The 20,810-nt window shown below is 66.6% G+C and carries 19 protein-coding genes; 13 read left to right on the forward strand and 6 right to left on the reverse strand.

Features of this window, described 5'->3' with window-relative positions; translation table 11 throughout:
- Positions 1 to 2: 2 nt before the first annotated feature.
- Entirely contained in the window at positions 3 to 1,028 is a 1,026-nt protein-coding gene (locus EV380_RS16805) for an MFS transporter (RefSeq protein ID WP_341272783.1), read from the forward strand.
- Entirely contained in the window at positions 1,025 to 2,272 is a 1,248-nt protein-coding gene (locus EV380_RS02055; protein ID WP_130448989.1) for a M20 metallopeptidase family protein, read from the forward strand. The genes EV380_RS16805 and EV380_RS02055 overlap by 4 nt, the downstream gene beginning before the upstream one ends.
- A 571-nt stretch (positions 2,273 to 2,843) precedes the next feature.
- On the opposite strand, the gene EV380_RS02060 is transcribed toward EV380_RS02055, so the two are convergent.
- From EV380_RS02060 to EV380_RS02075, 4 genes are all read right to left on the reverse strand, one after another.
- Positions 2,844 to 3,425, reverse strand: coding sequence for a hypothetical protein (locus EV380_RS02060; protein ID WP_130448991.1), 582 nt, complete (start codon positions 3,423 to 3,425; stop codon positions 2,844 to 2,846).
- A 578-nt stretch (positions 3,426 to 4,003) separates the two neighbouring features.
- Entirely contained in the window at positions 4,004 to 5,254 is a 1,251-nt protein-coding gene (locus EV380_RS02065; RefSeq protein ID WP_102160600.1) for a class I SAM-dependent methyltransferase, read from the reverse strand.
- Positions 5,255 to 5,354: 100 nt separating this feature from the next.
- Positions 5,355 to 5,846 (reverse strand): hypothetical protein, encoded by a 492-nt coding sequence (locus EV380_RS02070; protein WP_207219279.1) that lies wholly within the window; start codon positions 5,844 to 5,846, stop codon positions 5,355 to 5,357.
- 478 nt (positions 5,847 to 6,324) lie between these two features.
- Positions 6,325 to 6,948 (reverse strand): DUF6318 family protein, encoded by a 624-nt coding sequence (locus EV380_RS02075; RefSeq protein WP_130448995.1) that lies wholly within the window; start codon positions 6,946 to 6,948, stop codon positions 6,325 to 6,327.
- Positions 6,949 to 7,158: 210 nt separating this feature from the next.
- Between EV380_RS02075 and EV380_RS02080 the strand changes: the two genes are divergently transcribed.
- From EV380_RS02080 to EV380_RS02095, 4 genes are read left to right on the forward strand one after another with little or no spacing between them, the layout of a single operon-like run.
- The gene (locus EV380_RS02080; protein WP_130448997.1) at positions 7,159 to 7,515 is read left to right on the forward strand and encodes a hypothetical protein; all 357 of its coding nucleotides are present in this window, start codon (positions 7,159 to 7,161) and stop codon (positions 7,513 to 7,515) included.
- Positions 7,516 to 7,517: 2 nt separating this feature from the next.
- A complete protein-coding gene (locus tag EV380_RS02085; RefSeq protein WP_130448999.1) occupies positions 7,518 to 8,879 on the forward strand; it encodes a hypothetical protein in 1,362 nt (453 codons plus the stop codon).
- A 30-nt stretch (positions 8,880 to 8,909) separates the two neighbouring features.
- A complete protein-coding gene (locus EV380_RS02090) occupies positions 8,910 to 9,380 on the forward strand; it encodes a hypothetical protein (RefSeq protein WP_130449001.1) in 471 nt (156 codons plus the stop codon).
- Entirely contained in the window at positions 9,377 to 10,717 is a 1,341-nt protein-coding gene (locus EV380_RS02095; RefSeq protein ID WP_130449003.1) for a hypothetical protein, read from the forward strand. Before EV380_RS02090 ends, EV380_RS02095 begins: the two co-directional genes overlap by 4 nt.
- A 63-nt stretch (positions 10,718 to 10,780) precedes the next feature.
- Here the strand turns inward: EV380_RS02095 and EV380_RS02100 are convergent, their stop codons facing one another.
- Together EV380_RS02100 and EV380_RS02105 are read right to left on the reverse strand one after the other, a co-directional pair.
- A complete protein-coding gene (locus EV380_RS02100) occupies positions 10,781 to 11,422 on the reverse strand; it encodes a LysE family translocator (RefSeq protein ID WP_165391871.1) in 642 nt (213 codons plus the stop codon).
- Complete coding sequence (locus EV380_RS02105) at positions 11,419 to 11,973, reverse strand: helix-turn-helix domain-containing protein (RefSeq protein ID WP_102160565.1); 555 nt, start codon at positions 11,971 to 11,973, stop codon at positions 11,419 to 11,421. Before EV380_RS02105 ends, EV380_RS02100 begins: the two co-directional genes overlap by 4 nt.
- A 280-nt stretch (positions 11,974 to 12,253) precedes the next feature.
- Here EV380_RS02105 and groES point away from each other — a divergent pair, with 280 nt between their 5' ends.
- The 7 genes from groES to EV380_RS02140 all read left to right on the forward strand — a co-directional run bounded on the left by groES (position 12,254) and on the right by EV380_RS02140 (position 20,750).
- The gene (gene groES, locus EV380_RS02110) at positions 12,254 to 12,550 is read left to right on the forward strand and encodes a co-chaperone GroES (RefSeq protein ID WP_102160569.1); all 297 of its coding nucleotides are present in this window, start codon (positions 12,254 to 12,256) and stop codon (positions 12,548 to 12,550) included.
- 68 nt (positions 12,551 to 12,618) lie between these two features.
- Positions 12,619 to 14,211: a chaperonin GroEL gene (gene groL, locus EV380_RS02115; RefSeq protein ID WP_102160572.1), complete on the forward strand. Its 1,593-nt coding sequence runs from the start codon at positions 12,619 to 12,621 to the stop codon at positions 14,209 to 14,211.
- Positions 14,212 to 14,345: 134 nt separating this feature from the next.
- Complete coding sequence (locus EV380_RS02120; RefSeq protein ID WP_102160574.1) at positions 14,346 to 15,404, forward strand: LacI family DNA-binding transcriptional regulator; 1,059 nt, start codon at positions 14,346 to 14,348, stop codon at positions 15,402 to 15,404.
- A gap of 157 nt (positions 15,405 to 15,561) precedes the next feature.
- Complete coding sequence (locus EV380_RS02125; protein ID WP_130449007.1) at positions 15,562 to 17,193, forward strand: xylulokinase; 1,632 nt, start codon at positions 15,562 to 15,564, stop codon at positions 17,191 to 17,193.
- A gap of 26 nt (positions 17,194 to 17,219) precedes the next feature.
- Positions 17,220 to 17,936, forward strand: coding sequence for an L-ribulose-5-phosphate 4-epimerase (locus EV380_RS02130; RefSeq protein WP_130449009.1), 717 nt, complete (start codon positions 17,220 to 17,222; stop codon positions 17,934 to 17,936).
- Between the two features lie 31 nt (positions 17,937 to 17,967).
- The gene (araA, locus tag EV380_RS02135) at positions 17,968 to 19,488 is read left to right on the forward strand and encodes an L-arabinose isomerase (RefSeq protein ID WP_207219281.1); all 1,521 of its coding nucleotides are present in this window, start codon (positions 17,968 to 17,970) and stop codon (positions 19,486 to 19,488) included.
- 266 nt (positions 19,489 to 19,754) lie between these two features.
- Positions 19,755 to 20,750 (forward strand): ABC transporter substrate-binding protein, encoded by a 996-nt coding sequence (locus EV380_RS02140; RefSeq protein ID WP_130449013.1) that lies wholly within the window; start codon positions 19,755 to 19,757, stop codon positions 20,748 to 20,750.
- Positions 20,751 to 20,810: the final 60 nt, after the last annotated feature.

The following is a 20,810-nucleotide window of genomic DNA, read 5'->3' on the forward strand; positions in this document are numbered from 1 at the left end:
CCATCCTCGGCACGGTTTCCGCCGGCATCGTCGATTCGGTCTCACCGTCACTGTCGGCGACACTGGCTTTGCCCGTCGTGCTTGTCGCCATCAGCGCGTACGCGGTGTTCTTCAAAGTTCCGGAATCGAACTCCCGGAGCAGAGGGAGGATCGATGCGATTGGTTTCATCGGTCTGGCGGTCGCGATGGTACTTCTCCTGAGCGGGCTCCGGCTCGCGTCAAGTGAGGGCTTTGGATCGTTGTCGACGATTGCATCGCTGGCCGCAGCTTTGCTCGTCTTTACCACCTGGGTGCTCTGGGAGTTGCGTGTGAGCTCTCCTGCGGTCGACGTACGGCTTATCGTTTCGCGTCGACTCGGACCGATATATCTGACAGGATTCTTGTTTGGGATGGTGGTTTTTGGTGGACAGGCGCCGCTTTCCACGTTCTTGGCGGCCGATCCGGCGGCGACAGGGTACGGTTTCGAAGCCACTCCGAGCACGGTCTCAGGTGTGTTGGCCCTGATCACGCTGCTAGCCACCGTGGGTGGCGCATCTTTTGCCTATCTCGCCAAATTGATTGGCATCCGCACAGTCTTGATTCTCGGGGCAGTCCTCGCAGCTGCAGCCAATCTTGCGCAAACCGTCTTTCATGCCGAACTTTGGCACCTTTGGCTGACCTCTGGGGTTTCTGGTATCGGAATGGGACTTCTCCTCGGAGCGCTCCCGGCCCTCCTCGCAGAACGAGCCCCCCAGGACCAAACGGGTATTGCCACGGGTGTCTACAACTCGCTCCGAACGCTCGGAGGAGCTGCTGCTGGGGCCATCTTCGGTCTGATCCTGTCAGTGTTTGCAGCAGCCGACGGCAGGTTCGCGGCGATCGAGGGATACATCACTATCTGGACCATCAGCGGACTTGCCTTCATCGGTGCGGTGGTGTGCTTGCTCATGCTCGAATCTGATCGACCGTCGAACGAACCAAGCCCTCCTGAATTTCACCCTGAAAAGGCTGGCTCCAGCGGGTTCAACAATGACAAGGATGCGTTATGACTACTAACAGACTCAATGAAATACGGCCTGGAACCACGGAACCCGGTTCGGCAATTCCGGACTTCGCAGCGGAGGCCAACCACCTGCTTCCCGAGCTTGTCGCGCTCCGCAGAGCGATCCACGCTGACCCTGAACTCGGGCTCGATCTACCGCGCACGCAGAGAAGGGTGCTCGACACGATTTCTGACCTGGGGCTCGAGCTCACTCTCGGTCAACGAACAACATCGATCGTCGCACTTCTGCGTGGTGCCCTACCGGGGCCGACCATCGTACTTCGCGGTGACATGGACGCGCTTCCGATCCGCGAGGCTACGAACCTCGACTTCTCCTCGACCAACGGCAACATGCACGCGTGTGGTCATGACCTCCATACGGCCGGTCTAGTGGGCGCGGCTCGGCTGCTTTCAGCCCACCGTGACGTCCTTCCTGGAAACGTCATTTTCATGTTTCAACCGGGCGAAGAGGGCCATGGGGGAGCGAAGGTCATGCTCGAGGAAGGGCTCCTGGACGTCGCGGGCGAAAGACCTGTTGCGGCCTACGCCATTCACGTCGCCCCCGGGCCAAAGGGGGTCTTCGCCACGCGCTCGGGGGCAATTTGCGCCGGATCCAATGAATTGGAAGTTGTGATTACCGGTCGTGGCGGACACGGCTCCCAACCTCATCAGACGATAGACCCGGTCCCTGTGGCGGCTGAACTTGTCATGGCTCTGCAGACGTTCGTTACACGCAGATTCGACGCTTTCGATCCGGTTATTCTGTCCGTGACCCGGCTTGATACGGGGGCGGGCGCGCTCAACGTTATTCCGGAACAGGCACGGATCGCGGCAACCGTTCGTTCGTTGTCGGCTACTTCGCTGGAACGCCTGAAGATCGAGCTGCCCCGCCTCGTTGACGGCATCGCGCAAGCCCACGGATGCAGTGCCACCATGGACTTCACTGTGCTCTATCCCGTCACAACGAATGATCCATCGACAACGCAGTCGACCATGGACGACTTGCGGGTCGCTTTCGGTAATGGCCGTGTCATGGAGATGGAAACACCAATGATGGGATCCGAGGACTTTTCCTTTGTTCTCGACGAGGTGCCGGGGACTTTCATCGCGATGCTGACTTCGCCGGACGGAACGGATCCGTCGACGGTCGAGTTCAATCATTCGCCACGCGTTATCTTTGATGACAGTGTTCTCGGAGATCAAGCGGCGGCGCTCGCGACGGTTGCCTATCAACGGCTCGTGCGGCAGTGATGCTCTGATGGGGCACAGCCTAGAAATGAAGGGCCTTGTCGACTGATATAGCGCGTTGGGATGTCTTCCCGACTGTGGCTGTGAAACGGGTGTCGCGACGGTGCAAGACGAGGACCTCCGGTCTCGAGGCGTTCTCCACGCCCACGATCATCCGGAGGTCCTCGTGTCGAAGGAAGGCCTCAGATCGTCCGCGAGACGAGCTCGAAGTGCGTGCCCCGCGGCAGGACTAAATGTTCCTGAGTGCGGCAACCGAAGACTATCTACACCTGGTCAACTACGAGGTCCACGCGGGCGATAAGCAAGGAGGCCCCGACGGGATTCTGGGCTCACGTGGATTGGCCCGACGTCTCGCACGCGTGCACGGTGTCACTGGTCATGACCCACCACGACACGGCCCGGGGGTTTGGCATAGAACGAACGAGAATCTTCATCTATCCCGGGTCCGCGTTCAAGAGGGCTCTCCCGATCGACCGCATCTGCAACATCCAAGCGAAGAACAACGAGATTGCTCGTTGAATGGAGACTCGGCGGCTCTAAGTGCGGGCAGCCGAGCCGCCGAGTCCCTGTGAAACTAGGCCGTTGCCGAGCCGTAGTACATGTCCCCGGAGATTGTGCCTGCGGGTCCTGGGGTTGAAGTTGTTACAGGAGTTATGGTGAAAATCGGCTTTGGAGTGCCAAGCCCGGTGTCCACGGGACGCCGGGACGTGCCGAAGCTGTAAGCAATGGTCGGGCCGCCGCTTGCGATTGAGCTTCCCAGTTCGTAGATAGTGAGATCTCGGCTTGCAGTCAACTTTACTTCGTAGGTGAATCCGCCAGCGCCGTCGGGAACGATCGTCGTTTGAGCCGATGAAGCGACGGAGTCGTACGACGACCACGTACCAAACGTCGCACGGCAGTCACGCACGGTCCGCGAAAGGGGATCTGACGTGCGTGTTACGAAATAGTCGTAGTTGACCTCTTGCGCGGTAATGGCGGCAGCAGCCGCCAACTGGGCCTCTTCCTCAGTGGCGAACGGGCCGCCGCCAAGTGTCTGATCCCAAGTTTCAACATATACCCAAGGCAGGGTGTCCAGGATTGCGGGCGTCCGGTCGTAGATCGACCAGCGCCAACCGGGCACATTGGCCGGACTGAGACCAGCGCGATTGCCGATCATGCCTGCGGATAGTCCGGCCTGTTCGTCGATTCCGGTCGAAGCCGAGCTTGCCGGCGCTGCGACAGACAATGCGATCGCGGGTGCAGTCCAAGCGGCCACAGTTAGTGTTGATCGGCGAGACACTTTACTCATATTGTTATCCGTATTCTGTGAATGTTGTCATCTTGGACTGTTGATGCACTTTCCAATCACAGAGTAGCCTAACCGGTTCGGTCAAGGAAGTTCCTATTTGCGCACAATCAGGGAATTTCCGATGGAGCGGACTCTGGCACTTTGATGCCATCCGTGAGTGACAGACCTGATGCGGACTTCTAGACCTCCTGCGAAAGGGCACAACTGTGGTCGAAGTAACAGCATCACCATTCAGCATTTGCGCAAGATCACCGACGGCCTGGGGGCCACGTCGGGCCCGATGACCCGTTCGAAGAGTTTGAACGCGAGATCCGGCGCACCGGTCTTGCCGTGATTCTCCCAATCCGCCTGGCCGCCGCCCATCCAGCTCAATCGGCCCCGGGTTCTCTCCCGACGATCGCTCCCAGAACAGCAGCCCGCGTGAACTAGGGGCCGGCGCCTGCCTACTAGACCGGCTCGACGTTGATGGCCACGCGCCAATCGCCGATGCGCGTGAGGATCAGCGTCGCCTTGCCCTTGGCCTTCCGGCCCGAGCCGGCCAGCAGGATCTTGCGCAACTCCTCCGGGGTGACGTCGACGCCGCGCTTCTTGATGTCGAGGACGCCGATCCCGTTGTCCTTCACCCACCGCTTGAGCGATTTGATGTTGTACGGCATCACGTCGAGCACCTTGTAAGCGCGCGCGAACGGGGTCTGCTCGGCCGTCTCCGCGGTGAAGTACGCGATGTGCGGGTCCAGCAGGTGGCCGCCGACGAGGAACATCGCCTCGCGCACGAGTCCCGCGCGGATCACGGCGCCGTCCGGCTCGTACAGGTAGTCGCGGATTTCGGAGATCTCCGGCTCGGCGGGAACGTCGTCGTGCTTCTCGCTCGTGAGCTCGGCGGCACCGTCAGCCGACAGCACAAGTGCCGCGCGCTTGACTCCGGGGCGCGCCAGCGGCCCGAACCACAGGGCGACCTCGGTGACGGAACCCTCGACGGAGACCCACTGGGCCTCGCAATCCTCGGGGATCGACTCGTGCGGGATGCCGGGGCCGAGCTTCACACCGACGGGCAGGCCGGCGTTCGAGAGGCTCTCTACATAAGACAGGGGCGGGCTGAACGCCTCCGGGTCGAAAACGCGCGACGTGCCCGAGGTGCTGGTCGTGCGGCGGGCCGGGTCGAGCCACACCGCGTCGAAGCCCTCGAGATCGAATTCGGTGGCGTCGCCCTGCACCACGCGGGCGTTCGGCCACGGCATGAGGTTGACGGTCGCGGCGGCCGCGGTGGTCTCATCCAGTTCGACGGCGGTGACGTCCAGTTCCAGCGTCGCCATCGCCATCGCGTCCGCGCCCAGGCCGCAGCCGAGGTCCGCGACGCGTTTAAAGCCTGCCTTCACGAACCGCTGCGCGTGCAGCGCGGCGACGCTCATGCGTGTCGCCTGTTCCAGGCCCGCGCGGGTGAGCATCATGTGCTCGGCGAACGGCCCGAACTTCATACCCGCCAAGGCGCGCAGTCGCGCCTGATGCACGACGGCGGTCACGACCTCGGGATCGTGCCCCGCCTTGCGCAGGGCGAGGTTGGTGGCGAGGGCCGCGTCCTCGGTCATGGCCGCGTCGGCGGGCAGCGACTCGAGCAGGCCGAAGCCCTCCGACGTCAGGACGGGGGCGAGGTTCTCGACGGACTGATTCGCGTCGGCGCGCTGCGGGGTGGGGGCCATGTACACCAGCGTATCGGGTGGACTCAGCGAGAGGGGAGCCCGTGCTTCTCGTCGACGGGAGTATCCACTGGTCCGCCACGGCCTCGCGACCTGAGGGCTACTACTCCTCTTCCCAAGGCGGAGTTTTCAGGAACGGCGAATCGCAGGCCCAGCCCTCGGGGTGTTCGATGCAGTCGGCCGAGACGTTGCGGGTCTCGCGTTTCCAGATGCTGTTGATCTTCGGCTCGCTCGGTACCGAGGCCACACCGGAGATCGGGATCCAGCCGGAGTCGCCGTAGCGGAATTCGCCGGTGTAGACCGTGGTCAGGTTGACCTCGTAGTTGCCGGTCTCTTCGTAGATGTTGTCCGTGTAGGTCCGGTACTCGTACGGATCTGCGTCATCGGGCCTGGCGTCGCCGGCATGAGAGGTTGTGCGGTGGTTCCCGTCGCCGTAGTTCCACTGGTACTCGATCGGCGTGGCGCGGACCTCAACGACGGTGCCGAGCACAGTGGTATCGAGCATGTGCACCTGACTGTCGGCCCACTGGTTGACCCTCTGACGGATCAGCGCGATGCCGTACTCCTCGTGCCCCTCGACGGGTGACTCGAACACGATCTCCGACGACGGAATCGGCAACGACCGAAACTCGTTCGTCGTTACCGTGACGACCTCCTCAGGCGCGTCCGCATCAACGATGAGTGGCGAACTATCCGACAGACACGCGACTCCCGGCGTCAGCGAACCTTCTGGGTTCTCACGAGTGTGGTGACGTATCTGGTAAAAGCTCTCGCCCTCATCACAGCGGGCGCTCGCACTAGCATGACAATCGTCTGATTCTTCGCCGGTTAGGTTGGATCTATCTCTGCAGTACGGGACATAGGTTTCCCATTCTGTAGCTCGCTCAGGGACTGGATTTGAGGCGCTGTTCTCGCCGTTTGAGCCCCCACCACCACCGTCGCCGCTCTCGCTATCCTCCCCCTCGAATAGCCACTCGCCCTCGCCCGCGGCGCCATTGAGAGAAGCGAATGACGTACCCACAACGGCACTCAGGGGAATCGTGAGTGCCAGCGCTGCAATCATTAGTTGTGAACTAGTCATCTGGCTGTTCCCAGAGATCTATCTTGCTAGCGACCCAGCCATCGCCGTCATGATACGCGCGCATCTCATAGTCATAATCGTCAGGATCGAATACCTGCGATTCATCTACGTCACCTTCGGCGGTGTAGACCGTTCCCTTCATCTGCTTCAGGGTGAAGTTCCCCTGATACAGCCCTCCTTCGAGCTCCGCCATGTTCGTAAAGAAAGACGATGGTACGACGTCACCTCCATCGATCCACCCGTCCGCTTCATAGATTTCTTTGATCCCCAGCTCGTGATTGAGGCAGTAGACGCATCTATCGTCGGAAACGTCCATCATCAGTTCCACGTCGCCAGTGGCAAGCGCGTAATTATGGGCATCAAACCAGTACTCGACGAAGGCTTCGAAGCCAGCCACTGAGAACTCCGTGGCCAGTTCCGGCATCTGCGGGGGTTCCAGATTCTCTGCCGGGGAGGTGCTCGTGGCCGGTTTCGGCGTGGGAGGAGCGCTGCTCGTCGGCGCCGCCGATGTGGGGGATGGCGACTCGGAGGGCTCCGGCGTCGTACCGGAACACCCGGCCAACGCCAACGCGAGGAGACCTGCGAACACGACGGACGCGGGACTGAACTGTTTCACTGACGACTGCCTCTCGTATGCCCCAACTCACTCTCAAGAAAAGAGCCTAACCGGTTCGTCCACTCGCCGCATGAGATATCCACAGGGTGACGAGTCGCGAGGCGACGAGGATCTGACGCGACCAGACGCCCGAAGATTCGATCTGTGGATAACTCCGGGGTGCCGGTGCGGCCGGTCGGTAGCATGGTGCCGCAGTGGAGAGGGGTTCAGTTGGCATTGAACGGGTACGACATCGAGCCGTTGACGCTGCAGTCCGTGGCAGCGGGCATGGACGGCGGCGTCGCGGCGGTGGGTGCGCAGAGGGAAGCGCTGTCGGCCGCCGTCGAAGAGACGGCCATCGCGGTGCGGGTGGCGTCGATTCAGGCTGCGCTCACGGATTCGTGGAACGACGTGCTGGGGCAGCAGGTCCTGGCGGCGGAGAACCGGATGGCCAATGCGGCCCAGGTCCTGCGGGACGTTGTCCGCGCTGTCGACGAGGGGGACCAGCAGATGATGGACAGCGCGAACGCCAGCGCCGGTGAAGCCCCCGACCTCCGCAGCCTCGACAGAATGCGAGCGGACTCATGACGGTGGCGTACACCGTTCCGCTGGACACGTCGGGGCTCGAGTACTGGCCCGCTGCCGAGTCGGTGCGACGCGAAGCCGGGGCTTTGCGGTGCCGAGGTTCCGTCGTCGCAGCAACGATCGAGGATGCCGCCGACGGATGGGCGAACGTGCAGCGCGGCTACCGCAGCGGTGAGGGGCGCGAGCAATTGGTGGGTGCCATGTCGCTTCCGCCTGCGCACGGGGTGGTTGTCCAGCGGGCCACGGACCGGATCGCGGGGCACTTGGAGGCCTTCGCGGACGAGGTGCAGGTTCTGGTCCAGCGCCGGCAGGCGCTATGGGGTGAGATCGAAGCTTTCAATCTCAATGCGTGCACGACGGATTCGCCGACGCCCGGTGAGAGGTTTGAGTCGAGGGTCCACCTGCAGGGGCTCGTCAACTCGGTGGCTGCGGACTTCGTTGAGTCCGCGGAGAATTGCGCTGCTCGGATCCGGAGCGTCGACGTGACCGAGACCGGATTCGTGGACACGATTGCCTCCCGGGAGGCTGGAATCGCCTCCGGTGTGGTCGGCGCAGGGCTCAAGATGAGTCAGTTCGAGGATCACAGGTTCATGCAGAAGATCATCGAGCCGGCCACGATTCTGGTGCACAGCCTCGCGCCGATCGCCGTGGTGCCGAGCGGGACGTACGTCTCCGGCAGCGAAGGCGTCTACATGTCCTCGGCGATCATGTATCAGCGGCAGGTTCATGCGGTGCAGGGGCAGATCGTCAGCGACATGACGTGGACCGAGCGCACTTTCATGAACTTGAAGCCGCAAATCAATGGCTGGCTCTACGGGCGCAATCGCCTCTACCGAAACTGGGTTAGGAAGGATCCGACCCGTTGGCAAGACCTGGCTGCTCGGCCGAAGCCTCCGCTGTGGCGTCTTGACGAGCGGGTCGCTGATTTTGCCCGCAGCGTTAAGGACGCGAAAGGATGGACGCGGGCCGCCAGGGCCGCGGGGCCCCTCGGTGTTGGGTTGAGCGCCGCAGCCACGTACGCGGATGAGCACCAGGACGCCCAGATTGAGGTTCGGGCGAAACACGCTGACTGGTCTCAGGAGCAAGTCGATGATCGTGCCGCCTACGAAGCCGCGGTCAAAGGAACGACGAAGGTCGGCATTGATCTGGGGGCTGGTGCAACGGGGGCGGCCATCGGTACCGTCATCGGTGGACCAATCGGCACGATCGCCGGGTTCGCAATCGGCATCACTGCCTCTTACATGTTGGATCACCTGGGTTGGAAAGATGCGGCCGCGGATGGTTTGGTCATTGCCGGTGATTGGGCGGGAGATCTCAGCGGTGACATGGCCGAAGCTGTCAGTGAAGTGTGGGACGAACTTTTCTAGGCCTCATGAATTCTAGTTTGGGAGTACATTTTGTTTGACTGGGGCGCTGCAACCTTCTTCTTTTGCATGAGTCTAGTTCTTGTTGTTTCCGGCGTGTTGGCTTATCGAGGCAAATATGTCATGTGGCTGGCACTTAAATCATTCTTTCCCGGGTGGGCTGGTCTAGCGGGTCTATATCTGGGGCTCGCATTTCTGGGCCTATCGATCTTTATGGTCCTCCATGGGCTTGATTTGCTGCATGGGCCGATCATGACTTTGGTCGGTCTTGTCTGCGTCGTGGCTGCCTTTGCTGGTTTGCCTATCGGAATTATCGGGTTCTTCTGGCTGCCCCGCTTCATGCTGCCGAAGTGGGTCAAGGAGGACGAAGAGAAAATGGCGCGCGGCGAGGACAAGCTGAGTCAGGACCTGCGCCCCGGCGGCAAGCTCTATGGGCGTCTGGGGCGGCCAGCTGGGAACGCCCCGCACAGGCGCGTCGACGGAGGCGGAAAGCAGATCGAATGAGCTCCACAGAAGCACTGCCCGAGGGGTGGAGCGAGCGCGAGATCGAGAGTGTGCGGCTGATTGCGCCCGAGGCATGGGAGACACTTGAGCCGGGCGACGCAACCTTCGTGCTCGCGCATCCGGAGGCGGAGGGCATGGCGTTCCGGTCGAACGTCGTCGTGCGGGAGAGCGAGTTCGCAGGGTCGCTGGCCGCGTTCGCGGCCTATTCGCTCGCCTCCACCCGCGCCGTCTTCAACAACTGCCACTTCATCTCGCACGACCTCGCCGAGATCGACGGAACCGAAGCGCGCCGGCAGCGCTTCACGTACGACGCCGACGGCTTCAACCTCATCGTCGAGCGGTTCCTGGTGGCCCGCGGCGGTTACGCCCTCGAGATCACGACGACGTCGCCCGTGCACCTGGCCGCCGAAGTACTCGAGGGGAACTCGCTGATCGCCGGTTCGATCCGCTGGGCGCGCACCGGTGCGGTGCCGGGGCCCGGGACGCGCGACGTGGACACCTCCACCGGGGAGCGCGAACCCCGGCACGACGAGTGGCTCAGCGAGCTCGCCGGCCACCCCGTCGAGGACCTCTCCAAGCTGCCCGCTTCGCAGTCCTTCGACACGGAGGGGCCGCTGCTCAGCGACTCCACCATCGCCTTCCTCATCACCCAGTTCGACCGGCACGGCCTGGGCCGCTTCGAACTCATGGCGCACCCGCAGGTCGTCGAGGAGTTCGTGGCGGGCGGCCTCATGGAGCCGGGCGGCGCGTTCACTCCGACGCTCGAGCTCATGCTCGACGCACTGCGGGACCGCGACTTCTCCGTCAAGCTCACCGGGCGCCACCACGGCACGGACACTCGGCTGCAGATCCACGTCGGTGCGGGCCGGGCGTTCGTGCTCGCCGGAGCCCCGGCCGCTGAGATCGTCCACGGGAAGGCGCCGCGCGGGGCGACGCCCGAGGGCAAGGTGCGCGCCGACGTCGTGCCCGTCGAGGGTCTGCCCGCGCTGATCGCGGCGTGGGCCGGGCTCGGCCCCGCCTGGACCGTCGCCGGCGATCTCGACACGTTGACGCACGCGGACTACGAGCGGGGAGTCGACGGGCAGCTGACGGCACCAGCCGGGTGCGACGCGGCCACCGCCAGGCTCTTCGCCCAGCCGTGGTTCGCCTGGAACATGGAGATCGAGAAGACCCCGTTCGCCCGCAGCTGGCTCAACGCCGACGCGGCCGGTCACTACGCCGTCGGTGCGCAGGACGAGGGAACGGTGGCGATCCAACCGGTGCCCGCGCTGCAAGTCTGGGACGTGCTGCTGCAGGAGCTCGGGGCCGCGACGCTGGCCCGGCCCGCCGCGAAGTAGCGGGGCGCCCCACGCCTCGCGGCGACGAACGTCGCGAGGCAACTGGGAGCGGTCTACTCCCGGTCAGAGTCCGAGCCCGGGTGCCAGGACGATCCCCAACACGACGAACAGGGCGCCCAGCACCGCAGTGACCGCCCCCTCGGCGCGTCGATAGGCGGAGACGACCGCGGGCAGGCGCGCCGCGGCGGCGACGAGCAGGAACCAGCCCAGCCCGATCGCGGCCATGACCGCGCCGACGAGCAGGTTCTCCGTCGTCGTCGTGCCCGGCGGCAGGATCGAGGCGAACAGCGCCCCGAAGAAGACGAGCGCCTTGGGATTGCCGATCGTGTTGGTCAGGAAGCCGCGGCGCACCGAATGCCAGACGGGTTCCGGGGCGGCCGTTGCCGCCGCGGCGGCGGAGGTGCCGTCACGCCGTTTCCTCCACGCCCCGCGCAGAATCGACGCCCCGTAGAGGATCAGGAAGACCGCGCCCGCCCAGCGGATGAGGAGGTAGAGCGTCGCGTGACCACTCAGCAGCATCGAAGCACCCGTCAGCGCGGCCGCGAGCCACAGCGTGATGCCCGCGACGACGCCGCAGGCGACGAGTGCCCCGGCTGCGCGGCCGCGGCGCAGGGACGTGTGGAGGACGGCGAGAAAATCGGGGCCCGGCGAAGCCACGGCCACCGTCCACGCGGTGAGCAGGGTGGTCCAGGCGAGCGGGGTCACGGGCGTGCCTGGTCGCCGGAGGAGCCGAGGGAGACGACGACGTCGGCCCCCGCCGGCCCCGCGACGTACCGGTGCAGGCAGTCACCGGCGAACTCGATGAGGTCGCCCGGGTGCAGGTCGTGCGGTTCGTCGTCGGGCCCGGCGCGGAGGCTGCCGGCGGCGACCCGGATCAGTTCGACGGTCCCGGGCGCGTGCGGGACGCCTTGGAAACTCGCCCCGGGCGGCATGGTCAGGTTCCAGACCTCCCAGTCGCGGATCCCGGCCACGCGTGCCAGGAGCTGGACGCTGCGCTCCGCGGGTGCCGCGTCCCGCGGTGCGCGGACCACTCGGGTCGCGCGCTCGGTGCTGACGAGCAGGTCCGTCACGGGGATGGCGAGGGCGAGGGCGAGCCGTTCGATGGTCTCGAGGGTCGGGTTGCCCGTGCCGGCCTCCAAGCCGGACAGGGTCGCCTTGGAGACTCCGGCCTCGCGGGCCAGCCGCGACAGGGAGAGGCCGCGGTGGGTGCGGATACCGGTGACGCGGGTGCCGATGGATTGTGCCCAGGTGCTCATGAGGTGACGGTAACAAGAACGAAGCGTTCAGTACACTGAACGTTTTGCCGCTGCCCGTCCGGCTTGTCGACGCGTCACGCACCCTCCAGGTGATGCGACGCGCCGACCAGAATTAGCAGTCTGCTTGCATGAGTGCCAGTCGTTCCATAAAGTGTGATTAGCACTCGACGCCGTCGGGTGCTAAAGCCTGAGGAACTGCCAACTGGCACCGCGACGACGGTTGGTTACACCCCTTCTGGCCCCAGTAACCATTGGTAACTCACGCAAAGGAGAGAGCCGCATGTCGGTCTCCATCAAGCCTCTCGAGGATCGTATCGTTGTTCAGCAGCTCGAAGCTGAGCAGACCACCGCTTCCGGACTGGTCATCCCTGACACCGCCAAGGAGAAGCCCCAGGAGGGCAAGGTCGTGGCCGTGGGCCCGGGCCGCTTCGACGACAAGGGCAACCGCGTCCCCGTCGACGTCGCCGAGGGCGACGTCGTCATCTACTCGAAGTACGGCGGAACCGAAGTCAAGGTCGGCGGCGCCGAGTACCTCGTGCTGTCTGCCCGCGACGTTCTGGCGATCGTCGAAAAGTAAGTCTTTTACGCGTGCAGCCCCGGCCCGGACAGGTCCGGGGCTGCACGCCGCGCTGAAGGAGTTACACCATGTCTAAGCAGCTCGCGTTCAACGACGAAGCTCGCAAGGCGCTCGAGGCAGGCATCGACAAGCTTGCCGACACGGTCAAGGTCACGCTGGGCCCCCGCGGCCGCAACGTTGTCCTGGCCAAGCAGTGGGGCGCCCCCACCATCACCAACGACGGCGTGACCATCGCCCGCGAGATCGAGCTCGAGGACTCCTACGAGAACCTCGGCGCTCAGCTCGCGAAAGAGGTTGCCACCAAGACCAACGACATCGCCGGCGATGGCACCACCACCGCCACCGTCCTGGCCCAGGCCCTCGTCAAGGAAGGCCTGCGCAACGTGGCGGCCGGTGCTGCACCGGGCGACGTCAAGCGCGGCATCGAGGCCGCCGTGGCGGCCGTGACGGCCCGCCTGGCCGAGAACGCCCGCCCGGTCGAGGGCGAGGACGTGGCCAACGTGGCCGCGATCTCCGCCCAGAACGACGAGGTCGGCGAACTGCTGGCCCGCGCGTTCCACCGCGTCGGCACCGACGGCGTCATCACCATCGAAGAGTCCAACACGACCCAGACCGAGTTGGACATCACCGAGGGCATGCAGTTCGACAAGGGCTACCTGTCCCCGCACATGGTGACCGACCCGGAGCGCCAGGAGGCCGTCCTCGAGGATGCGCTCGTCCTGGTCAACTCCGGCAAGATCTCCACGGTGCAGGACTTCCTGCCGCTGCTGGAGAAGGTGCTCGAGGCCAAGAAGCCGCTGCTGATCATCGCGGAGGACGTCGAGGGCGAAGCCCTGTCCACCCTCGTGGTCAACAAGCTGCGCGGCACGCTCAACGCCGTCGCCATCAAGGCGCCGGGCTTCGGCGACCGCCGCAAGGCCATGATGCAGGACATCGCGATCCTCACGGGCGCGCAGGTCGTCTCCCCGGATCTCGGTCTGAAGCTGGATCAGGTCGGCCTCGAGGTGCTCGGCTCGGCTCGCCGCGTCACGATCACCAAGGATGCGACCACGATCGTCGACGGCGCGGGCTCCGAGTCCGACGTCAACGACCGCGTGGCCCAGATCAAGGCCGAGATCGACCGCACCGATTCCGACTGGGACCGCGAGAAGCTCCAGGAGCGCCTCGCGAAGCTCTCCGGCGGCATCGGCGTGATCCGCGTGGGCGCCGCCACCGAGGTGGAGCTCAAGGAGCGCAAGCACCGCATCGAGGACGCCGTGTCCTCGACGCGCGCCGCGCTCGAGGACGGCATCGTCGCCGGCGGCGGCACCGCCCTCGTCAACGCGCTGGCCGTGCTCGACACCGACGAGACCGTCACCGCCCTCACGGGCGATGCGGCCGCCGGCGTCGGGATCGTCCGCCGCGCCCTGGTGCAGCCGGTGCGCTGGATCGCCGAGAACGCGGGCTACGACGGCTACGTCGTCGCCGCCCGCGTGGCCGATCTGGACCCGAACCACGGCTTCAACGCCAAGACCGGCGAGTACGAGGACCTGGTCGCGGCCGGCGTCATCGACCCCGTCAAGGTCACCCGCTCGGCCCTGCAGAACGCCGCCTCCATCGCGGCGCTCGTGCTCACGACCGAGACGCTCGTGGCCGAGAAGGTCGAGGACGAGGACGCCTGAGTCCCCGTCCGGGAACCGGTTGATTCCGGGTCCTGAATGCTGAACGACGTCGGCGCGTCGCCTGTGAAAGGCGGCGCGCCGGCGTCGTTCTCTGGTTTGCTGGGCTCACCGTGCCCCCGGAACCGTTTGGAATAATGACCACCGTGAACCCAGAACAGCACGCGGCCGAGAGCCGCCCGTCGCGGCGCCCGTCGATGGCGGACGTCGCCGCCGTCGCCGGCGTCTCCCACCAGACCGTCTCACGCGTGCTCAACGAGCATCCGAACGTGCGCGAGGGGACCCGGGAACGCGTGCTCGAGGCCATCGAACGGCTCGGCTACCGGCGCAACCGCGCGGCCCGCGCGCTCGTCACGGCGCGCACGTCCACGATCGGGATCCTCACCGTCGGCAGCGAGTTCTTCGGCCCGCAGTCCACCGTGCTCGCCGTCGAGGCCGCCGCCCGCGCCCGCGGCTACTTCGTCTCCGTGACCTCCCTGGACCGTTACGACGTCGACTCGGCGCTGGTTGCGCTGAACCACCTCGTCGACCAGGGGGTCGACGGCGTCGTGGTGGTCGCCCCGCTCGAGCACGTCACGCGCGCCATCGACGAGACGGCGCTGAGCATCCCGGTCGTGGTCGTCGCCGCGCGCACTGACGTGACGGCCGCCGACCCCGTCCAGTACGTCTACGTGGATCAGCGCGACGGCGCTCGCCAGGCCACCGAGCACTTGCTGGGCCTCGGGCACCGCAGGATCGTGCACGTCTCCGGCCCCGTCGGCTGGTTCGACGCCGCCGAGCGCCTCCGCGGCTGGCGGGAGACGATGGCGGAGGCCGGCTGCGAGGCCGTCGAGGCAGCGGCGGGGGACTGGTTCGCCGCGAGCGGGTTCGGCGTCGGCACGGGCCTCGTCGAGCAGGTGCGCGCGGGGGCCGTGACCGCCGTGTTCGCCGCGAACGACTATCTCGCGATCGGCCTGCTGCGCGCCTTCTGGGAGGCCGGGGTCGCGGTGCCGGACGACGTCTCGGTCGTCGGCTTCGACGACCTGCAGAGCTCCGCGTATTACATCCCCGCGTTGACCACCGTGCGCCAGCCCTTCGCCGAAGTGGGCCGGGCGGCGCTCGACGCGCTGCTGGACGGGGCGAGCACCCCCGGCGAGGCGCGCGTGCTCGCGCCCAGCCTCGTGCCCCGCGGCAGCAGCGCCCCGCCGCGTTCCTGAACCCGCCCGGCGATCCCCGGTGCTCATCCGAGCACCCGTGTTGCGCGTCACGAATTGTGAGCGCTAACATAGGTGATGGAATCCCTGCGGAGGGCGGACGCGCTCCCGGGACGGCACCGATCATCGGTTCCCGCAGCGCGGGGAAAGGACTCACCTCATGGATTCGACGCGCACCGCCGTGCAGGAGGCCATCGCGGCCGGCCGCACCACACTCGGCATCGAGCTCGGTTCGACCAACATCAAGGCCAGCCTGATCGGAGCAGACCACGCGCCGCTCGCCAGCGGCAGCCACGGCTGGGAGAACCAGTTCGAGGACCGCATGTGGACGTACTCGCTCGACGCCGTCGAGGCGGGCCTGCGTTCCGCGTTCGCCGCACTGTGCGACGACGTCGAGTCCCGCTACGGCGTGCGACCGGCGACCTTCGGCGCGATCGGCGTCTCCGCGATGATGCACGGCTACCTGGCCTTCTCCGCGAACGACGAGTTGCTCGTGCCCTTCCGCACGTGGCGCAACACCACCACGGGCGCGGCCTCCGCCGAGCTCACCGAGCTCTTCGGTTACAACATCCCGCTGCGCTGGTCGATCGCCCACCTGCACCAGGCCGTGCTCGACGCCGAGGCGCACGCGCCCGAGGTCGCCTTCTTCACGACGCTCGCCGGCTACGTGCACTGGCGGCTCACCGGGCGCAAGGTCATCGGCGTCGGGGACGCGTCGGGCATGTTCCCGATCGACCCCGCCACGGGCGGGTACGACGCCGGCATGCTCGCCGCGTACGACTCCCTCGCCGACCGGCGTCGTTCCGCAGGCGAGGCAGCCCCGGCCGCGCCGCTGGCCGACCTGCTGCCCGAGGTCCTCTCCGCCGGCGCCGACGCCGGCGTCCTGACCGAGGACGGCGCCCGGCTGCTCGACGCCAGCGGCGCGCTCGGTCCCGGCATCCCGCTGTGCCCGCCCGAGGGCGACGCCGGCACGGGCATGGTCGCGACCAACTCGGTGGCCCCGCGCACGGGCAACGTCTCCGCCGGCACGAGCATCTTCGCGATGGTCGTGCTCGAACAGCCGCTGGCTGCCGTTCACCACGAGCTCGACATGGTGACCACCCCGGCCGGCGACCTCGTGGCCATGGTGCACTGCAACAACGGCGCGAGCGAGCTCGGCGCGTGGGCAGGGCTCTTCGGCGAGTTCGCCGCGGCCCTGGGGTCGACGGCCTCGCGCGACGACGTCTTCGGCGCGCTCTTCGCCGCCGCGCTCGACGGCGAGGCCGACGGCGGCGGGCTGCTCGCCTTCAACTACCTCTCCGGCGAGCCCATCACGGGCCTCGACGAGGGCCGGCCGCTCTTCGCGCGCACCCCGGACTCGACCCTGAGTCTGGCGAACTTCATGCGCACCCAGGTCTACGCCGCGTTCGGCACGCTGAGCCTCGGCATGCGGGTCCTCGCCGGCGAGGGCGTGAAGCTGGACGCGATGTTCGCCCACGGCGGCCTGTTCAAGACGGCCGGTGTGGCCCAGCGCTTCCTCGCGGCCGCGATCGGGGCGCCCGTCGCCGTCGGCGCCACCGCGGGCGAGGGCGGGGCGTGGGGCGTCGCCGTCCTGGCCGCGTACCGCCGCCACGTGTTCGAGGCCCCGGACGCGTCCCTGTCCCTGGGTGAGTACCTAGCCGGTCGGGTCTTCGCGGACGCCGAGCTCGACGTCGTCGCGCCCGATCCGGCCGACGAGGCCGGCTACGCCGCGTTCCTCACCCGCTACGAGGCCGGGCTCGCCGTCGAGCGCGCCGCCACCGAGAACCTCTGACCACCCTCCCGAGACCAGGAGCCCCCATGAGAGCCGCTGAACCGCTGGCCGCCTTCCCGCAGGCCGTGCGCGACGAGGTCGCGCGTGCGCGCCGGATCGTCGCCGACCTGCACGCCGAACTGCCCCGCTACGAGCTCGTGGTCTGGACCGCGGGCAACGTCTCCCAGCGCGTGCCCAACCCCGACGTCCCGGACGGCAGCGCCGATCTGTTCGTCATCAAGCCCTCGGGCGTCTCCTACGACGACCTGACGCCCGAATCGATGGTCGTCTGCACGCTCGACGGTGAGCTGCTCGACGGCGCCCTCTCGCCGTCGTCGGACACCGCCGCGCACGCCTACACGTACCGGCACATGCCGCACGTCGGGGGAGTGGTGCACACGCACTCGACGTACGCGACGGCCTGGGCTGCGCGCGGCGAGGAGATCCCGTGCGTGCTGACGATGATGGCCGACGAGTTCGGCGGCCCCGTGCCCGTCGGCCCGTTCGCGATCATCGGCGACGACTCGATCGGCCGCGGCATCGTCGAGACCCTGAGCGGGTCCCGCAGCCCCGCCGTGCTGATGAAGAACCACGGGCCGTTCACGATCGGCGCCGACGCCCGCGCCGCCGTGAAGGCCGCCGTGATGTGCGAGGAGGTCGCCCGCACCGTGCACATTTCCCGCCAGCTGGGGGATCCGGCGCCGATCGCGCAGGCGCACATCGACTCGCTCTACGACCGCTACCAGAACGTCTACGGCAAATAGCCGGCCCGAGAACTTTCACGAAAGGATGAACATGACGCAGGCAGAGAAGCCGTACGCCGACCAGGAGGTCTGGTTCTTCACCGGCAGCCAGGACCTCTACGGCGAGGAGACGCTGGCGCAGGTCGCCGAACAGTCGCAGCAGGTCGCCGCAGCCCTGGACGCCTCCGGCGAGGTCCCGGCCAAGATCGTCTGGAAGCCCGTGCTCAAGGACAAGGACGCGATCCGCCGCGCCATGCTGGAGGCGAACTCGAACGACGCCGTCCTCGGCGTCGTCACGTGGATGCACACGTTCAGCCCGGCCAAGATGTGGATCTCCGGGCTCAACGCCCTGACCAAGCCGCTGCTGCACCTGCACACGCAGGCGAACGTCGAGCTGCCGTGGGAGTCCATCGACATGGACTTCATGAACCTGAACCAGGCCGCGCACGGCGACCGCGAATACGCCTACCTCGCGACCCGCATCGGCGCCTCCCGCACAACCGTCGTCGGCCACGTCTCCAACCCGGCCGTCGCCGCCCGCATCGGCAACTGGGTCCGCGGTGCGGCCGGCTGGGCCGCGACGCAGTCGCTCAAGCTCGTCCGTTTCGGCGACAACATGCGCAACGTCGCCGTCACCGAGGGCGACAAGACCGAGGCCGAGCTGCGCTTCGGCGTCTCCGTGAACACGTGGGCCGTCAACGACCTGGTGGAAGTCGTCGAGGCGGTCTCCGAGGCTGACATCGACGCGCTCGTCGCCGAGTACGAGGAGCAGTACGACGTCGCCGCCGAGCTGCGTGTCGGGGGTGAGCGGCACGAGTCGCTGCGCTACGCCGCGCGCCAGGAGCTCGCGATGGAGAAGTTCCTCGTCGACGCCGGCGCCAAGGCGTTCACGACGAACTTCGAGGACCTCGGCGGGCTGCGGCAGCTGCCGGGCCTGGCCGTGCAGCGCCTGATGTCCAAGGGCTACGGGTTCGGGGCCGAGGGCGACTGGAAGACCGCCGTGCTGGTGCGCGCCGCGAAGGTCATGGGCGCCGGCCTGCCCGGTGGCGCGTCCCTCATGGAGGACTACACGTACGACCTGACCCCGGGGAGCGAGCTCATCCTCGGCGCGCACATGCTCGAGGTCTGCCCCTCGCTGACCACGTCGACGCCCCGAATCGAGGTGCACCCGCTGGGCATCGGCGGCCGCGAGGACCCCGTGCGCATGGTGTTCAACGCGGACGAGGCGGCCGGCGCCGTCGTCGTCTCCCTCGCGGACATGCGCGAGCGCTTCCGCCTGACCGCGAACGTCGTGGACGTCGTCGTGCCGCCGCAGGATCTGCCCAACCTGCCGGTTGCGCGCGCCGTGTGGCGCCCGCGCCCGGACTTCTCGACCTCGGCGGAGTCGTGGCTCACGGCCGGCGGCGCGCACCACACGGTCATGTCGACGGCGGCCGGCGTCGAGGCGTTCGAGGTCTTCGCGGAGATCTCGCGCACCGAGCTGCTCGTGATCGACGAGGACACCACGCGCCGTGGCTTCGCGGATCAGGTGCGCTTCAACCAGGCGTACTACCGCCTGGCCCAGGGGCTCTAACCGCCCGCAGACCGAGCACAGGGCCGGCGCTCTCCACGTGGAGAGCGCCGGCCCTTTTTGGTCTGCGTCGACTCTCGGTTCGATGCCGGAGCAAGGGAAAACGTTGAACTTCTGTCGATGCTCGACACTCGGCGTCACCGTTATTCGATTGTGACCTGCAGCACTATCGACCCCTGGTTGTTATCGCTAACATTGTGAGCGCTAACACACTTGCCACCGACGTGGATGACTCGCAACCGGTCGGTGACGATCCTGAGGAGAAGACCATGAAACGAAAGACCTTCCTGCGCAGCGCGGCTGCCGTGGCCTCGGTCGCGGCGGTTGTCGCCCTGAGCGCGTGCGGCGGTGCGGACAGCCCCGATGCCGGCGGCGACGGCGGCGGTGGCGGGGACACGATCTCGATCGGGTTCTCCCAGGTCGGCGCGGAGTCCGGCTGGCGCGCGGCCAACACCAAGTCCATCCAGGACACGCTGACCGAGGAGAACGGCTTCAAGCTCAGCTTCTCCGACGCCCAGCAGAAGCAGGAGAACCAGATCCAGGCGATCCGCTCCTACATCGCCCAGGGCCAGGACGTCATCGCGTTCTCTCCGGTGGTCGAGACCGGCTGGGACGCCGTCCTGCAGGAGGCCCAGGCTGCCGGCATCCCCGTCATCCTCACCGACCGCGCCGTGGACACCGAGGACGACAGCCTCTACGAGTCGTTCATCGGCTCCGATTTCGTCCTCGAGGGCGAGCGCGCCGGCAACTGGGTCGCCGAGAACTTCGACGGCGAGTCCATGAAGCTCGTCGAACTGCAGGGCACCACCGGCTCCGCCCCGGCCATCGACCGCAAGGAGGGCTTCGCCGCGGCCATCGACGGCACCGACATCGAGCTCGTCGACTCGCAGACCGGCGACTTCACCCGCGCCGGCGGCAAGCAGGTCATGGAGGGCTTCCTGAACTCCCACAACGACATCGACATCGTCTTCGCGCACAACGACGACATGGGCCTGGGCGCCATCGAGGCGATCGAGGCCGCCGGCCTGACGCCCGGTGAAGACGTCAAGATCGTGACGATCGACGCCGTCAAGGACGGCATGCAGGCACTCGCCGACGGCAAGATCAACTACATCGTCGAGTGCAACCCGATGCTCGGCGAGGACCTCGCGGAGATCGCCAAGAAGGTCGTCGCCGGCGAAGAGGTCGAGAAGCGCATCGTCGTCGAGGACGCCGAGTTCGACCAGCAGCAGGCCGCCGAGGCCCTGCCGGACCGCTTGTACTAGGAGCGATCATCGCGCCGTCGCCCTCCGGCGGCGGCGCGCCCCGCCCCGTCCCCGAGACCT

This window comes from Zhihengliuella halotolerans (assembly GCF_004217565.1).
GTDB lineage: Bacteria > Actinomycetota > Actinomycetes > Actinomycetales > Micrococcaceae > Zhihengliuella > Zhihengliuella halotolerans.

Bases quoted from the DNA above. Each gene is read 5' to 3' on its own strand.
- EV380_RS02055 (WP_130448989.1), top strand. From the start codon at position 1,025: ATGACTACTAACAGACTCAATGAAATACGGCCTGGAACCACGGAACCC.
- EV380_RS02060 (WP_130448991.1), bottom strand. From the start codon at position 3,425: ATGATCGGCAATCGCGCTGGTCTCAGTCCGGCCAATGTGCCCGGTTGG.
- EV380_RS02065 (WP_102160600.1), bottom strand. From the start codon at position 5,254: ATGGCCCCCACCCCGCAGCGCGCCGACGCGAATCAGTCCGTCGAGAAC.
- EV380_RS02095 (WP_130449003.1), top strand. From the start codon at position 9,377: ATGAGCTCCACAGAAGCACTGCCCGAGGGGTGGAGCGAGCGCGAGATC.
- EV380_RS02105 (WP_102160565.1), bottom strand. From the start codon at position 11,973: ATGAGCACCTGGGCACAATCCATCGGCACCCGCGTCACCGGTATCCGC.
- groES (WP_102160569.1), top strand. From the start codon at position 12,254: ATGTCGGTCTCCATCAAGCCTCTCGAGGATCGTATCGTTGTTCAGCAG.
- groL (WP_102160572.1), top strand. From the start codon at position 12,619: ATGTCTAAGCAGCTCGCGTTCAACGACGAAGCTCGCAAGGCGCTCGAG.
- EV380_RS02120 (WP_102160574.1), top strand. From the start codon at position 14,346: ATGACCACCGTGAACCCAGAACAGCACGCGGCCGAGAGCCGCCCGTCG.
- EV380_RS02125 (WP_130449007.1), top strand. From the start codon at position 15,562: ATGGATTCGACGCGCACCGCCGTGCAGGAGGCCATCGCGGCCGGCCGC.
- EV380_RS02130 (WP_130449009.1), top strand. From the start codon at position 17,220: ATGAGAGCCGCTGAACCGCTGGCCGCCTTCCCGCAGGCCGTGCGCGAC.
- araA (WP_207219281.1), top strand. From the start codon at position 17,968: ATGACGCAGGCAGAGAAGCCGTACGCCGACCAGGAGGTCTGGTTCTTC.
- EV380_RS02140 (WP_130449013.1), top strand. From the start codon at position 19,755: ATGAAACGAAAGACCTTCCTGCGCAGCGCGGCTGCCGTGGCCTCGGTC.